We start from the raw sequence: 14816 nt of genomic DNA on the forward strand, positions 1-14816 counted from the left end.
TCTGCCAGTACACCAATGGAGTCCTCGACGACATGAACCCGACACACGCGCCCGGCGGTGAGGTGCCCCGCCCCCAACGTCACCGGCCTCCGCTCGCCGCGGCGGTCGTCCAGAGCCTGGTGCGGGCGATCGTCGTCGGAGAGCACGCCCCCGGCTCGGCCCTGCCGACCGCCGGAGAGCTGTGCGAGGAGTACCAGGTGAGCCGGACCGTCATCCGCGAGGCCACGACGACCCTGGCCGAGAAGGGCCTCGTCGCGCCCCGGCAGGGCTGGGGCACGGTGGTGCTCGACCAAGACCAGTGGAACCTGTTGGACCCCTTGGTCCTCGACGCGCTCTTCCAGCGCGAGGACCGGCTGTTCTATCTCGACAACCTCATCGAGGTCAGGGCGAACCTGGAGTGCGCCATGGCCGCTCGGGCGGCGAGCCGCCTCGACGACGCCCAGCGCTCGGCGCTCACGGCGAAGCTCAAGGAGCTCGGCGAGTTCATGGGCGATCCCGTGGCGTACTCGCGGGCCGACGTGGAGTTCCACGAGCTGATCCACCGCGCCTCGCAGGACGCCTTCGGCCGGGCGATCGTGGCGAACATCCAGGGCAAGGCGCTCCACACGCCCCAGTACAGCGGGCACCCGACCCCCGAGGACATCGAGGTGACCCACGAGGGCCACACGGCGATCCTCGCGGCCCTGCTCCTCGGCGACGCCGACCGCGCCGCCCACGAGATGCGCGAGCACATCACCTCCTCGTGGGCGAGACGCCGCCCCAGCGAAGCGCCGCCCGTGGCCTGAGCGCCCCTCGAGCCGCGAGGCCGGCGCGGCGCTCCCTGTGACGCGATCAGGCGGCGGAGGCCGCCCGCCCGCGGCGTTTCCGCCGCCCGGCCCGCGAGGGCGTTCCGCCCCTCCGGAGTTAGGCGAACCTCTATGGCTCTGCGGCCCAGGGTCTGCCATGATGTAGAGCCAGACTCGGTTTCCGAACGAGGTGCGCCCCTTGCCTGAGATCAGAATTGAAGTCGACGGACAACCTGGTGACACTGCAGATCTCTTCGAGGAGCTGCGGTCCGCCCGGATCCATCCGGGTGTCGAGATCAAGGCCGTATCGAACCGCGATGGAACGCTGGGCCCCTTCGACGCGGTCCTCGCCGTCGTCAACTCGCTCGCCGCGGTCGGGAGTCTGGTGGTCGCCGTCCTGCAATGGAAGACCCCGTCCGGCCCCAAGGTCCGCATCGAACTCGGCGAAGGCAAGTCGATCGTCATCGAGAACGCCGACGCGGACACCGTCGAACGCATCTGGAAGCTCATCGAGCCGCCCGAGGAAGACGACCTGAGGTGACCCCGTCGGCGGTCCCTGTGCCTGAGGGATCACAGGTCGTGCTGATCGGGGTGTCCGAATACGACGACCCGGCCCTGCACTCCTACGACGCCTTGGCAAACGGTGTCGAGGAGCTGGCGCGCCTGCTCAAGGACCCCCGGATCCTCGGCGTCCCGGACGGCAACTGCCATGTCATCACCGGGGCCGAGGCGACTAGAGACCGCATCCACCGCACGCTCACCGACGCCGCCGAGCGCACGACCTCGCTGCTGTTCGTCTACTTCGCCGGGCACGGCCACTGGAGCAGACGGGAGCACCCCACCCGGCTCACGCTCGCGCACAAGCAGGTCGAGCACGACGACTTCCTCGACTGGATGCCCTTCGAGTGGCTGCGCGGCCATCTCGCGCGCGGCCGGAGCCCACGCGCGAAACACCGCGTGCTGGTCATGGAGACCTGCCACAGCGGTGCCGCACTGGAGCATGGGACGCTCGCCGGTGCCGGCACCTGGGTCGACGACGACCGCAGCGATCTCTCCACGATCCTGACCGCCTGCGACAAGGCGGAGACGGCGCGGGTCGTGGACGGGGAGCCGTATCCGCTGTTCGCCTCCGCCCTCATCGACGTGCTCCGAAGCGGCATCGAGGGCAAGGGCGGCTTCCTCACCCCCGACGAGATCTGCGACGCGATCCGCGCCGAGATCGGCGATGTCCAGACGCCTCGGCTCGTGTGCGCCGACGGCGCGGGCGCCCAGCCGCTGTTCGGCAACCGGCGGGCGGCCGCGCCCGCGGCGGTCGTTCCGGGGAAGTCGACGATCCCGCCCCTCGCGAACCCGCTGTTCGGACACAGAGAGCAGGTCGAACGCCTGCTGGAGGGCGCCAGGAGCGCCGCTGAGGACGCCGGGCCGTTCATCGGCGTGATCACCGGCAAGGGCGGCTACGGGAAGTCCCTGCTGGCCCATGCGGTCGCCGCCGAGCTGGGCACGGCCTTCGCGTGGCGCCTCCATCTCGACCTGCGCGCCTCGGAGCTCGCACGGACCGAAGTGGACTCCTTGGTCATGCTCAGGGAGCTGCTGATCCAGTCCGGGCAGACACCGCCGAACTGCCTGGCGTCGAGCCGGAGCCGCTGGACCAACTGGCTCGCCGAGCACCGGGTGCTCCTCGTGCTCGACAACGTCGCCGACGCCCGCCAGATCGAGGCCGCGATGCCGCCCGCCGACTCGCGGTGCGCGGTCCTCGCCACCAGTCGCGATCCGCTCAGGGGCCTGCCGTCCGCGACCACGATCGAACTGGGCCCGCTCGGCCGGACCGACGCCGTCGCGCTCCTGCGCCACCACGTCGGCGACCGGTGCAGCGAGAGCGAACTCGTCGCCCTCGCGGCCGAGGCGTGCGGCGTGCCCGCGGTCCTCCACGCCCTCGGCGGGCAACTGGAGTACCAGCCGCCGCGGATCCTGCTCGAACGGATGCGCCGCTCCGGAAGCGGGGTGATGAAGGAGATCTTCCGCAGCACCGTGGCGAACCTCGAGCCGGACGCACTGCGCCGGACCGCGCTCGCCTGCGGCCTCCACCCCGGGCCGAGCTTCGACCCCGACTCGATCGCGGCCATGACCGGCGCGGACGGCGACGACACCTGGGACCACTGCCACTCCCTGTCGGTGCGTCGCATCCTCAAGCCGCTGCCGGGCTACCGGTACCGCCTCCATGACGAGGACCGGGCCTTCGCCCCGGCGGTCGCCGCGGCCCTCGGCCCCGACACGGCCGAGCACGCCGGGGACCGGCTGTGGGACTGGACGGCGAGACGGGTCGACGCCGCGGTGTCGCAGCTGTGGGGAAGCGAGCGCCCGTCAGCGCCCGCCGAGCCCGATCGGCGGATCGGGTTCGCCGAGCCGCACGAGGCGGAGCACTGGCTCTCGCGCGCCAGTGACGAGCTGCTCGTCAGCGGCCGCCTGGCGCTGCGCCGACGGCACGAACGCGGACTGCGCATGGCCGCCGCCTACACGCGCTGGCTCCGCCTGCGCGGCAGGTTCGAGCCGGCGGCCGGACTCCTCAACGAACTCAAGTCCGTTCCCGGCGACGAAAGCGCCATCGCCGCCTCGCTGGGGCTCGGCGACATGGCGCGGCTCCAGGGCGAAGACGCCCGCTCAGAGCGGTTCTTCCACCGCGCGATCGCGATCGCCGTGTCCATAGACGACGTCCGGAGCCAGGTCCGGGCGCTCGACGGGCTCGGGGGCGTCGCGCGACTGCGGGCCCAGCACGATAAAGCGAGGGGCTACTTCGACCGCGCGCTCGATCTGGCGGAGTCGATCGGCGACCTCCCCGGCCAGGGGCACGCGCTGTGGGGTCTCGGCGTCGTCTTCGGCGGCCAGGGCGAGTGGGATACGGCGGCCGAGCAGTTCGACTCCGCGATGAGGACGGCCCGGCGGGTCGGCGACCGCATCGGCGAGGCCAGCGCCCAATGGGGCATGGGCCAAACGCTCAAGGCGATCGGCAACCGCGAGGGCGCCAAGCACGCGTTCCGCTCGGCGAGGCGGCTCTACGCCAAAGTCGGCTGGACCGACTGGGCCGCCAACTGCGAGGAGGTGCTCGCGCAGATGGACGCGGGCTCGACCGTCCTCTGGTGGGGCATCAGCGCCTGAGGAGGCGAACGCGGAACGGCCCGCGGATCCTTGGGGGTCGCAGTGGACGCGGAGTCGCTCCCGCCCTTGGGGCGCGCCACCGCCCCGGCGAGGCGACCGCCGCCCCTGAGGGCTCTCGCGCGGATGGGGACCCGGACCCTCAATCGTCCGCGGCGAGGCCGGGAGCGTCGGTGACCGTGGAGGACTCGGCCGGTGGGGCCGCCGCGCGGACCTGACGCGTGAACGGCCCGGTCAGACCGAGACCTCGACCTTGTCGGCGTCGCGGTGCGGGTGGCGGCGCTCCAGGGCGGCGCCCTCGACGTCCACGTCCGGCAGGATCCGGTCGAGCCACTTCGGCAGCCACCAGACCTTGTCCCCGAACAGGTGCATCAGGGCCGGGATGATGAGCATCCGCACCAGGAAGGCGTCGACCAGGACGCCGAAGGCGAGGGCGAAGCCGATCGGCCGGATCATCGCCGAGTGCGAGAAGACGAAGCCGCCGAAGACGGAGATCATGATGATCGCCGCCGCGGTCACCACGGCCCGGCCGGCGCGCAGGCCGTGGACCACGGCCGGGCGGGCCGGGACGCCGTGGGCGTAGGCCTCGCGCATGCCCGAGCCGAGGAACAGCATGTAGTCCATCGCGAGTCCGAACAGGACGCCGACGACGATGGTCGGCAGGAAGTTCAGGATCGGCCCGGGCGTGTCGACGCCGAAGACGTCCGCGAGCCAGCCCCACTGGTAGATCGCCACGACGCCGCCGAGCGCGGCGAAGTAGCTGAGGATGAACCCGAGCGTGGCGATGACCGGCACGAGGATCGAGCGGAACACCAGGATGAGGATGAGCAGCGACAGGCCGACGACGACCGCGAGGTAGACCGGGAGGGCGTCGGCGAGCTTCTCGGAGATGTCGATGTTGCCGCTGGCGCTGCCCGCGACGCCGATGTCCTCGACGCCCTCGACGTCGAGGCCGCGCAGGGTGTGCACGAGCTCCTCGGTCGACTCGCTCGTCGGCCCCTCGGCGGGGACGACCTGGAACGCGGCGACGGTGCGGTCCTCGGAGAGGCCGACGGGCGCGACCGCCTCCACGTCGTCCTCGGCCGCGATCGCCTGGGCGACGGCGGCCTGGGCGGCCTGCGCCTCGGCCTCGCCGGGCGAGCCGGGGAGGTCGGCGACCACCAGCAGCGGGCCGTTGGCGCCCTCGCCGAAGCGCTCGGCGATCGTGGCGTACGCCTGGTACTGCGTCGTGTCGTGCGGCTCCGAGGAGCCGTCGGGCAGGTTGAGCCGCATGTCCATGGCGGGCAGCGCGACCAGGACGAGCGCGCCGACCGCGACGAGCGCCCGGAGAGCGGCGCGGGGAGTCGACATGGCCTTCAGGGGCTTCTCGTCGCCGCCGCCGCCGTTCGCTTCGCGTGCCGCCCGCTCCTTGCGGCCGAGGACCTTCATGCCCACCAGCGAGAGCAGCGCGGGCATGAACGTCACGGCCACCAGCACCGCGACCGCGACGCAGAACGCGCCGACCGAGCCCATCAGGCCGAGGAACGGGATACCGGTGACGTTCAGCGCCACCAGTGCGATCAGGACGGTCGTCCCGGCGAACACGACCGCGTTGCCGGAGGTGCCGTTGGCGAGGGCGATCGACTCGTCGAGGTCGTAGCCCTCCTTGAGCTGGCGGCGGTGCCGGTTGAGGATGAACAGCGAGTAGTCGATGCCGACGGCCAGGCCGAGCATGAGGCCGAGGATCGGCGTCACCGACGCCATGTCCACGACGCTGGACAGCGACATCGTCGCCAGCGCGCCGACGCCGACGCCGACGAGCGCGGTCAGCAGCGGCAGGCCCGCGCCGATCAGGGTGCCGAGCATGACGATCAGGACGACGCCGGCGACGATCAGGCCCACGACCTCGCTGACGCCGAACAGGCTCGGGAGCGGGTCGCTCATCTCGGAGGAGTAGTCGACCGCGACGCCCTCGAGCGGCGCCTCGTCGAAGACGTCGGTCACGCCCGCCTTGGTCTCGGGGGTGACCTCCATCTGCGGCTCGGTGAACGCGACGTTGACGATCGCGGCGCTGCCGTCCTCGGAGACGGTGGTGATGCCCTCGGCGAGTTCGAGCATGGCCGCGCCCTGTTCGAGGGCGGCGGCCTGCGCCTCGGCCTCGGCCAGGCCCGCCTGGACCTCGGCCTCCTGGGCGTCGAGCTCGGAGGACGATCCGCCCTGCTCGCGGGCGGCGTCGATCTGGGCCTGGGCCGCCTCGAGCTCCTCGCGGGCGGCCTCGATCTCGGCCGCGCCCGCCTCGATCGCCTGCGCCCGCTCGGCGCGCTCGGCCTCGGCGGCGAAGGGGTCGACGACGGCCGCGACGCCGTCGGCCTCGCCCGCTTCGGCGGCCAGGGCGCTGATCTCGGCTCGCTGCTCCTCGGTGAAGGGCTCGCCGTCCTCGGTGCTCAGCACGATGCTGCCGCTGCCGCCCGAGGCCTGGGGCAGCTCCTCCTGGAGGTGCTCGGTCACCTCCTCGGTGGCGGTGCCCGGGATCGAGAACGCGTTGGACAGCGTCCCGCCGAACAGGGTGAACGCCGCGGCCGCGGCCGCGAGCAGCACGGCCCAAGCGGCGATGACGGTCCAGGCGCGGCGGGCGCTCCAGCGCCCGACCCGGAAGAGGAACTCAGCCATGTCGGCCTTTCTGTGTCGGCGGTTCAGGAAGCGTGGGAGTCCGGTTCGCGGAGGACGGAGGCCAGGCTCGCGATGAGCTCGTCCCAGACCCGCCGCGAGGCGGGCGTGTCGGCTCCGCCGGTGGCGGTGATCCACCGGTCGACGAGGCCGAGCAGGCCGCCGCCGAAGGCCGCGACCAGCAGCTCCACCGTGAGCACGTCGCTGTCGGGATGGCGCTGCGCGATGACGGTGGACATCCGGTCGGTGAACAGGGCGAAGGCGCGCTGCATCAGCACGGCCTCGCGGGTCGACTGCCTCGGGTCCTCGGCGTCGAGGACTTCGATGAGGTAGGCCACCGGCGGCACCAGCTGGTCGCCCGAGGCGGTGGCCGCCAGGTCCTCCAGGATGGTGCCGGCCTCGCGCGAGGCGTTCGCGGCCTCCATCCGGCCGACGACCTCGACGAGCATCTGCCCGGCCACCTCGGTCGCCACGTCCTCCAGGGAGGCGAAGTGGTTGAAGACCGTGCGGCGCGAGACGTCGGCCACGGCGGCCAGCTCGTCGACGGAGAAGTCGGCGCTGCGGTGCTCGTGCATGAGCGCCGCGGCGGCCTCCAGGATCGCCTGGCGGCTCTTGGCCTTCAGCGCCGCACGGCGGTCGGCGGAGTCGGATGTCGCGTCCACGGCGCCTACACTAAATGCAACGATGCACTCAGTGCAAAGAAATGGGCTGTGGCAGCTCGCACAGCGGCCGCGCGTCCTTCTCAGGATTTCCTGTGAATCGGCGCCGCGGCGGAGCTCGCGGGCCCTCGGGGCGCACGCCGCGGGAGCGGCGCTCACAGCGTTCTCCCAGAAGTCCCCAGGACCCGGCCAGCCCGGGCCGCCAGGATCGCGGCCATGACCGTGATAGCGATACGAGGGCTGACCAAGCGGTACGGCCCCGACACCGTGGTGGACGACCTGTCGTTCACCGTCGAACCCGGCCAGGTGACCGGATTCCTCGGCCCCAACGGCGCCGGGAAGTCCACCACCATGAAGATGATCCTGGGCCTGGCCGCCCCCACGCGCGGCACCGTCGCCATCGGCGGCAGGCGCTACGGCGAGCTGCCGGTGCCGCTGACGGAGGTCGGCGCGCTGCTCGACGCCGGCGCCGTCCACGGCGCCAGGAAGGCGCGCGACCACCTGCTGGCGCTCGCCGTGAGCAACGGCCTCCCCCGGAGGCGGGTCGACGAGGTGCTCGCCCGGACCGGTCTCGAAGGCGTGGCCGACAGGCGGGCCGGAGGCTTCTCCCTCGGCATGCGCCAGCGGCTCGGCATCGCGGCCGCACTGCTCGGCGAGCCGCGGGCGCTCATCTTCGACGAGCCGGTGAACGGGCTCGACCCCGAGGGCATCCGGTGGGTCAGGGACTTCATGCGCTCGCTCGCCCGCGAGGGCCGCTCGGTGCTGGTCTCCAGCCACCTCATGAGCGAGATGGCGCTGACCGCCGACCACCTCGTGGTCATCGGCAGGGGCAGGCTCATCGCCGACACCGGCATGGGCGAGTTCATGCGCTCCAGCGGACAGGGGACCGTGCTCGTCCGCACCGCCGAATCCGAGCGGTTCTCGCTCCTGCTGACCGCAGCCGGGGCCGCCGTGCGCGACGGCCTCGAAGCCGCGCTCGTCGTCTCCGGCATGGACGGCGACGAGATCGGCAGGCTCGCCGCCTACCACGGCATCGCGCTCTCGGAGCTCACCCCGCAGCAGGCCTCATTGGAGGACGCCTTCATGGAGCTGACCCGGGACAGCGTCGAATTCCAGGGGGCCGGGGCATGACCGCGATCGCCGACGCGCCCGCGGTGGCCTTCCACCGCACCCTCCGCGCGGAGTGGATCAAGCTCCGCAGCCTGCGCTCCACCTGGTACACCCTGGCCGGCCTCTTCGCCGTCGGCATGGGGATCACCTCGCTCGCCATGGGCTCGGCGGTCGCGGCCGAGTACGAGAGCCTCACGGCCGCCGAGCGGCTGGACTGGGACCCGACCGCCCTCAGCCTGCGGACGTACATCGTCGCCCAGTTGATCATCGGGTCGCTGGGCATCCTGACCGTCACCTCCGAGTACGCGACCGGCCTGATGCAGACCTCGCTGGCCGCCACGCCCCGCAGGCACCGGCTGCTGGCGGCCAAGGCGATCCTGATCACCGGCGTCGCCGTGGTCACGGGCGAGGTGCTGATGTTCACTTCCTTCCTCCTCGGCCAGGCGCTCCTGGCCTCCCAGGACGTGCCGAACGCGAGCCTCGGCGACCCGGGGGTGCTCCCGGCCGTGGCCGGCGGCGGGGTCTACCTGGCGGCCATCGCACTGCTCGCGGTCGGTCTCGGCGCCCTCCTGCGGGCCACGGCCGGGGCCCTGGCCACACTGGTGGGCGTCATCTTCCTGATCCCGGGCTTCTCGGGCCTGTTCCCCTCGTGGCTGGAGGACCTGCTCGACTTCTGGCCGACCGCGGGCGGGGCCGCGGTCATGGCGACGGTCCCCGACCCCGACTTCCCGCACCCCTGGCTCAACCTGGGCGGGATGTGCCTCGGCGTCGCCGCCGTGCTGGCGGCCGCGTTCGTCCTCTTCCGACGGCGCGACGTGTGAGGGGCCGCGGCCGCCGCGCTTCCGTATGCTGGGCGTCGTGGAGATGACGGAGACGGATCATCTGCTGGTGGTCGACGACGAGGCGACCGTGCGCGAGCTGCTGTCGGCGACGCCGCGGTTCGCCGGGTTCCGGGTGTCCTCGGCGGCGAACGCCGCCGAGGCGGTCGCCCTGGCCGAGGCCGAGCCGCCGGACCTGGTGCTGCTCGACGTGATGCTGCCGGACACGGACGGCTTCGAGGTGGTCCGGCGGCTCCGCGAGCGGCGCCCGGCGGGCCGCACCGGGCCGGTGCCGGTCCTGTTCCTCACCGCGCGGGGCCGCCAGGCCGACAAGGTCACCGGGCTCTCGCTCGGCGCCGACGACTACGTGACCAAGCCGTTCGACCTCGAGGAGCTGATCGCCCGCATCCGGGCGATCCTGCGCCGCACCGCGGGCCACCGCCCGGAGGTGCTGACGGTGGGCGCGCTCGCGCTCGACGCCGAAGGGCGCCAGGTGACGCGGGGCGGGGAGCCGGTCCGCCTCTCCCCCACCGAGTTCCGGCTCCTGCACTACCTGATGGAGAACGCCGGGCGCGTGGTGTCCAAGGCCGAGATCCTCGAGCGGGTGTGGCGCTACGACTTCGGCGGCGACTCCGGCATCGTCGACACGTACATCTCCTATCTGCGCCGCAAGGTCGACGACACCGAGCCCAAGCTCATCCACACCGTCCACGGCACGGGCTATGTGATGCGGGAGCCGCGGCCGTGAGGTCGCCGCTGCACCGGTTCTCGCTGCGCGCCAGACTGCTGGCGCTGACGTCGGTGCTGCTGCTGGCGGGCCTGTCCCTCATCGGCGCGGTCGTGTCCGACCGCCTGGAGCGGTACCAGCTCGACCGGATCGACGAGCGGCTGCGGTCGTTCACCGCGATCGTCTCGCAGGTGTCGGCCACCGGGCCCGTCGAGCCCGGACAGGCCGCCGAACGGCCCGAGCTGCTGGATCCGGCGCTCGACCTGGTCGGCGCCCCGTACCTGGTCTACCTCGACGCGGACGGCGAGCCGATCAGCGAACTGCAATCGTCGCGAGTGGATGGAGCCTCGCTGCCTCCGCTGGAGCGGCTGCGGGCGGTCCCCGTCGACGGGGAGGCGGTCACCGTGGACGGCGCGGAACGCTGGCGGGTCGTCGCCCTCTCGGCCGCGAACTGGGACGGGACGGTGATCGCCGCCGCGCCGCTCGACGAGGCCGACGCCGCCGTCACCGCGCTGCGGACCACCAGCGTCGTCAGCGGCGCCGTGCTGCTCGTCGCGCTGACCGCGATCGGCTGGTTCGCCCTCGGGCGGGGCCTGCGGCCGCTGCGCCGGATCGAGCACACGGCCGCGGCGATCGCCGGAGGCGACCTCACCAGACGAGTGCCGCTGCTGGCGCCGTCCACTACGGAGATCGGGCATCTGGCGGACTCGCTCAACACCATGCTCGGGCAGCTCGAGCGGGCCTTCGCGGAGCAGGCGGCGTCGGAGGCGAGGATGCGCGACCTGGTCTGGGACGTCAGCCACGAACTGCGCACGCCGCTGGTCGGCATCAAGGGCTCGACCGAGCTCTACCGCATGGGCGCGATGCCCGATCGATCCGATGTGGACGAGGCGATGCGGCGCATCGACGGCGAGGCCACCCGGCTGGCGGCCCTCACCGAGGACCTGCTGCTGCTGGCGCAGCTCGACGAGGCGCCCGAGGCGCAGCTGGAGCGGATGCCGATGGACCTGCGCACGCTCGCGGGCGAGGCCCGGCACGACGTGCGCTCGCTCGATCCGTCCCGGCCGGTCGAGCTGACCGGGCCGGACGGGACCGGCGCGCCCGGCCCCGCGCCGGTCCTCGCCGACGAGGCCAGGCTGCGGCAGGTCGTCACCAACCTGGTCGGGAACGCCGTCGCGCACACCCCCGCCGGCACGCCGGTGCGCATCGGCGTCGGCACCTCGGGCGGGCGATCCGTGCTGGAGGTGGCGGACGAGGGCCCGGGGATGACGGCCGAGCAGGCGAGCCGCGTCTTCGACCGCTTCTACCGGGCCGACCGCTCCCGCAACCGCCAGGGCGGGGCGAACGCCGGGCTCGGGCTGTCCATCGCCCGCTCCCTCGCCAGGGCCCACGGCGGCGACGTCGAACTGACGACGGCCGTGGGCGAAGGCGCCCGCTTCAGGCTGGCATTGCCGTTGGACCGGGACTGAGACGCCGCTCAGCCTTGGAGTTCGGCGACGGCGCGGGTGAGCCACTCGGTCAGCAGCGTCCGCTCGGCGTCGCTGAGCGCGGGCAGGTCCGGGACGGACGCCAGCAACGCGACGGCGAGCGCGGCCGGGCCGGAGGCGGGCGCCGCCGGGCCCGCGGCGAGGATGCCGCCGAGGACGCTCTCGAGCATCGCGTCCGCGAGCCCGGAGTCGCGCTCTCCTTCGGGGCGGCCGAGGAGCGCGAGCACGACGCCGCTGCCCGCGGCGTGGATCATGCCGACCGCGCGGGGCTCCGAGACCCGCAGCAGCCCGGCGGCCGCCACGCGCGCGACGCGGGCCTCGAGCACCTCGGCGCCCGCGGCCGTGGCGGGCGAGCGCTGGAGGCGCCCCGGCGCGGCGAGCAGCGCGTACAGGTCCGGGTTGGCGAGCCCGAAGTCGATGTGCGCGCGCCAGGCGGCGCGGAGGTCCTCGACGGGGTCGCCGTCCTCGCTCGCCGCCCGCTCCGACTTGGCGGCGGTGTAGGCGGCCATGACGTGCTCGGCGACGGCGTCCAAGAGCCCGTCCTTGTCGCCGAAGAGCCGGAAGATCGTCGGCGCGGGCACTCCGGCGGCCTGGGCGACCGCGCGCGTGGTCACGGCGCGCGAGCCGCCGTCGCGCAGCAGGCGAGAGGCGGCGTCGACGATCCGCGAGCGCGCGTCGGCGCGGTCGGCGGGAACGGGCGAATCAGGCATGGATCAACGATATCAGGTAGGTGGACCAACGATCCGAATCAATGATATCTTCTTGAGTGAATCAACGATTCACGAAGGAGAACCATGCTCATCATCACCGGCGGCACCGGCCGCCTCGGATCCCTCATCGTCGACAAGCTGCTCGAACGCGTCCCCGCCGACCGGGTCGGCGTGAGCGTGCGCGACGTCGCGGGCGCCGCGGCGCTCGCCGAACGCGGCGTCCGCGTCCGGGCGGGCGACTTCACCGACCCCGCGTCGCTCGACCACGCATTCGAGGGCGCCGAGCAGGTGCTCGTCGTCTCGCCCTCGATCCGCGGGGACGGCGCGGTCGCCGCGACCCGCGCCGCGATCGACGCCGCCGCCAGGGCCGGAGCCTCGCGCGTGCTCTACACCAGCCACCAGGCCTCGTCCGCCGACTCGCTCTTCGCGGCCCAGCACCAGCACGCGGCGGCCGAGGCGTATCTGGCCGAGCGGGCAGGCCGCTTCACCGCGCTGCGCCACGGGTTCTACGCGAGCACCTTCGAGATCTACGTGCCGACGGCCCTGGAGACCGGGGAGTTCCGGCTCCCCGAGGACGGCCCGGTCTCGTGGACCGCGCACGGCGATCTCGCCGAGGCGGACGCCATCGCCATGACGCGACCCGGCGCCTTCGACGGGATCACCCCGGCGCTCGCCGCGCCCGAGGCGCTCGACCTCGTCGACGTCGCGCGCATCGTCGGCGAGATCACCGGCCGCACGCTCAAGCGGATCGTCGTGGACGACGAGGAATGGAAGGCGACGGCGGTCGCGGGCGGCCTCCCGGCCCCGGCGGCCGAGTTCGCCCTCGGCATGTTCCGCGCCGCGCGGCGCGGCGAGTTCGCGGTCACCGACCCGGCCCTCGAAACCGTCCTCGGCCGCCCGGCGACCTCCGCGCGGTCCGTGCTCGAAGCGATGCTGCGCTAGGGCGTGGCGGAGCGGCCGTCGCGGCTCAGCCCTCGCATTCGCGCGCGAGCCGCTCATTTCCGCGCCACAGCTCGACCGCGAGGTCGAGCACGGCGAGCGAGCGCGACGGGTCGTCCTGGCGCAGCCAGTCGAGGTTGTCGGGCGCGGCGACCAGGCGCGGCGAGTCCTCGAGGGCGACGACCCGGCCGAGCAGGCGCGGCTCGCTCTCGATGAAGGTCACGCGCAAGAGGGGCCGCCGCCAGGCCCAGGCGAAGGCCAAGGTGCGGCCGTCGACCCCGCGGTAGCCCAGTACCGGGAGCGAGTCGACGAAGTGGAGGGTCAACCGTCGACCTCCGCTTCGTGCTGGGCGGCGTGGAGCCAGATCCCGGCGGCCTGCTCCTTGGCGACACGCCGAAGGGCGGGAGGCCACTCGGCCCGGTACAGATGCAGCCGGGCGAAGGGGGAGCCGATGCGGTCGATGTAGCCGAGATCGACGACCGGTTCCGGGGTGAGGCGGCGCAGCCGCACCGAAGTGGTGGAGCGGCCTGCCACCTGGTAGACCTCGATGCGGCGGTGTTCGAGGGTGAAGCGGCCGAGGACGATGCGTTCGGGATTCATGCGGCACCGCCCCAGGAGAAGCCGATGAGCTGGGTGAGCACCTCGCGAAGCGAATCAGAGTTGATCTTGGAGGCGAGCAGCTTGACCGCCGAGCGGCGCTTGGGGCAGCCGTGGGCGCCCCATTTGTGGTTGCACCACTCGCACCTCAGGCGACCGAGACCGAACCACGTTCGGTACGGCTTGTGCAATTCGAGGTCGATTTTGACCGAGGCGGGGACCGGGTCGTAGCGTAGGCTGGAGTGCACCACGGGAGGTTTCCTCTCTGGTAGGGGGCGGGCCGCCTCAGGACGCCAATCTCAGAGGGCGGCCCGCCGTTTTGCGATATTCAGTTGGGGCTCAAGGACACGTGCTACACGCGTGCTGAAACCTTTGCACACCAAGCCCTCAAGATCAACCAGCGACACGCCAGCGACGCAGAACCGTCTAGAAGCCCGCACATGGAACGGCGTGATCCCTTGCCAGGCAACGGGTTCGACCAAGCCCTTGAAATCGTTCCTGTGGAGTGGCCCGCAGCGTGGTGGAGAGTGTGGGAGCCGGTCGCTAGGTTGAAGGGATGAGCGATGCTCCCCGACTCGAGATCATCACGCCCGCCAACGTCGCCTTGGCCTGTCAGATTAAGGTCACGCCCGAGCAGGAGGAGTTCGTGGCTCCTGTCGCGGTCTCGCTGGCCGAGGCGTATGCGTCCTTCCAGATCGCGTGGCCGCGTTTGGTGTACGTCGGTGCCGAACCGGTCGCGTTCGTGATGGGGGGATTCGACCCGGATGCCGAGATCGAGTTCTTCCGTTGCGGCATCTGGCGGCTCAACGTCAGCGCCCAGCATCAACGCGCCGGCCTCGGTCGCTTCGCGGTCGAGGCGGTGCTCGACGAGGCGCGGCGGCGCGGCTCGAAGCGGGCCACCGTGATGTGGAAGCCCGGCGTGAACGGCCCTGAGGGCTTCTACCGCAGGATGGGGTTCGAGCCGACCGGTCAGGAGTTCGCCGGGGAGGTCGTCGGAGCGATCGCGCTGGATTGACGGCGCCCTCGACGTCGGTGGGGCGCATGGGGTCATATCGGCGTGGCGGGTGTGATCAGTGCGGCGGACGAGACGACGATCGGGCTGTTCAGCGGCCTGTCGGTCCGGCAGAGCGCCCAGACCGCCGGCCGCCGACCCGCCTGCCTACGGACAACTGTCGGGACAGCGCTCAT

The 14816-nt window shown here is 72.4% G+C and carries 15 protein-coding genes; 9 read left to right on the forward strand and 6 right to left on the reverse strand.

Annotated elements, in window-relative coordinates:
* Positions 1-32: 32 nt before the first annotated feature.
* From YWW_RS0118675 to YWW_RS0118685, 3 genes are all read left to right on the forward strand, one after another.
* Positions 33-785 (forward strand): FadR/GntR family transcriptional regulator, encoded by a 753-nt coding sequence (locus YWW_RS0118675; RefSeq protein ID WP_026931302.1) that lies wholly within the window; start codon positions 33-35, stop codon positions 783-785.
* Positions 786-984: 199 nt separating this feature from the next.
* Positions 985-1326, forward strand: coding sequence for an effector-associated constant component EACC1 (locus YWW_RS36505; RefSeq protein ID WP_026931303.1), 342 nt, complete (start codon positions 985-987; stop codon positions 1324-1326).
* Between the two features lie 17 nt (positions 1327-1343).
* Entirely contained in the window at positions 1344-3938 is a 2595-nt protein-coding gene (locus YWW_RS0118685; RefSeq protein WP_162145975.1) for a tetratricopeptide repeat protein, read from the forward strand.
* A 231-nt stretch (positions 3939-4169) separates the two neighbouring features.
* Here YWW_RS0118685 and YWW_RS0118690 read toward each other — a convergent pair whose 3' ends face one another.
* Together YWW_RS0118690 and YWW_RS0118695 are read right to left on the reverse strand one after the other, a co-directional pair.
* On the reverse strand, positions 4170-6584 hold the full coding sequence (locus YWW_RS0118690; protein WP_026931305.1) for an MMPL family transporter: 2415 nt from the start codon (positions 6582-6584) through the stop codon (positions 4170-4172).
* Positions 6585-6607: 23 nt separating this feature from the next.
* Positions 6608-7243: a TetR/AcrR family transcriptional regulator gene (locus YWW_RS0118695; protein ID WP_026931306.1), complete on the reverse strand. Its 636-nt coding sequence runs from the start codon at positions 7241-7243 to the stop codon at positions 6608-6610.
* A 213-nt stretch (positions 7244-7456) separates the two neighbouring features.
* Here YWW_RS0118695 and YWW_RS0118700 point away from each other — a divergent pair, with 213 nt between their 5' ends.
* From YWW_RS0118700 to YWW_RS0118715, 4 genes are read left to right on the forward strand one after another with little or no spacing between them, the layout of a single operon-like run.
* Complete coding sequence (locus tag YWW_RS0118700) at positions 7457-8371, forward strand: ATP-binding cassette domain-containing protein (RefSeq protein ID WP_035704705.1); 915 nt, start codon at positions 7457-7459, stop codon at positions 8369-8371.
* Positions 8368-9171 (forward strand): ABC transporter permease, encoded by an 804-nt coding sequence (locus YWW_RS0118705; RefSeq protein WP_026931308.1) that lies wholly within the window; start codon positions 8368-8370, stop codon positions 9169-9171. Before YWW_RS0118700 ends, YWW_RS0118705 begins: the two co-directional genes overlap by 4 nt.
* Before the next feature lie 43 nt (positions 9172-9214).
* A complete protein-coding gene (locus tag YWW_RS0118710) occupies positions 9215-9916 on the forward strand; it encodes a response regulator transcription factor (RefSeq protein WP_026931309.1) in 702 nt (233 codons plus the stop codon).
* Complete coding sequence (locus YWW_RS0118715) at positions 9913-11364, forward strand: sensor histidine kinase (protein WP_211228617.1); 1452 nt, start codon at positions 9913-9915, stop codon at positions 11362-11364. The genes YWW_RS0118710 and YWW_RS0118715 overlap by 4 nt, the downstream gene beginning before the upstream one ends.
* 8 nt (positions 11365-11372) lie before the next feature.
* Here the strand turns inward: YWW_RS0118715 and YWW_RS0118720 are convergent, their stop codons facing one another.
* Positions 11373-12092 (reverse strand): TetR/AcrR family transcriptional regulator, encoded by a 720-nt coding sequence (locus tag YWW_RS0118720; RefSeq protein WP_026931311.1) that lies wholly within the window; start codon positions 12090-12092, stop codon positions 11373-11375.
* 84 nt (positions 12093-12176) lie between these two features.
* Here YWW_RS0118720 and YWW_RS0118725 point away from each other — a divergent pair, with 84 nt between their 5' ends.
* Positions 12177-13034 (forward strand): NmrA family NAD(P)-binding protein, encoded by an 858-nt coding sequence (locus YWW_RS0118725; protein ID WP_026931312.1) that lies wholly within the window; start codon positions 12177-12179, stop codon positions 13032-13034.
* A gap of 25 nt (positions 13035-13059) precedes the next feature.
* Here the strand turns inward: YWW_RS0118725 and YWW_RS34290 are convergent, their stop codons facing one another.
* From YWW_RS34290 to YWW_RS0118740, 3 genes are read right to left on the reverse strand one after another with little or no spacing between them, the layout of a single operon-like run.
* Positions 13060-13356, reverse strand: a complete 297-nt coding sequence (locus tag YWW_RS34290) for a hypothetical protein (RefSeq protein WP_026931313.1) — start codon at positions 13354-13356, stop codon at positions 13060-13062.
* Entirely contained in the window at positions 13353-13631 is a 279-nt protein-coding gene (locus YWW_RS34295) for a hypothetical protein (RefSeq protein ID WP_051326018.1), read from the reverse strand. The genes YWW_RS34290 and YWW_RS34295 overlap by 4 nt, the downstream gene beginning before the upstream one ends.
* A complete protein-coding gene (locus tag YWW_RS0118740) occupies positions 13628-13879 on the reverse strand; it encodes a hypothetical protein (protein WP_026931314.1) in 252 nt (83 codons plus the stop codon). The genes YWW_RS34295 and YWW_RS0118740 overlap by 4 nt, the downstream gene beginning before the upstream one ends.
* 305 nt (positions 13880-14184) lie before the next feature.
* Here YWW_RS0118740 and YWW_RS0118745 point away from each other — a divergent pair, with 305 nt between their 5' ends.
* On the forward strand, positions 14185-14643 hold the full coding sequence (locus YWW_RS0118745) for a GNAT family N-acetyltransferase (RefSeq protein ID WP_026931315.1): 459 nt from the start codon (positions 14185-14187) through the stop codon (positions 14641-14643).
* Positions 14644-14816 lie beyond the last annotated feature (173 nt).

The sequence above is a fragment of the Glycomyces tenuis DSM 44171 genome, assembly GCF_000427885.1.
Classification (GTDB): Bacteria; Actinomycetota; Actinomycetes; order Mycobacteriales; family Micromonosporaceae; genus Glycomyces; species Glycomyces tenuis.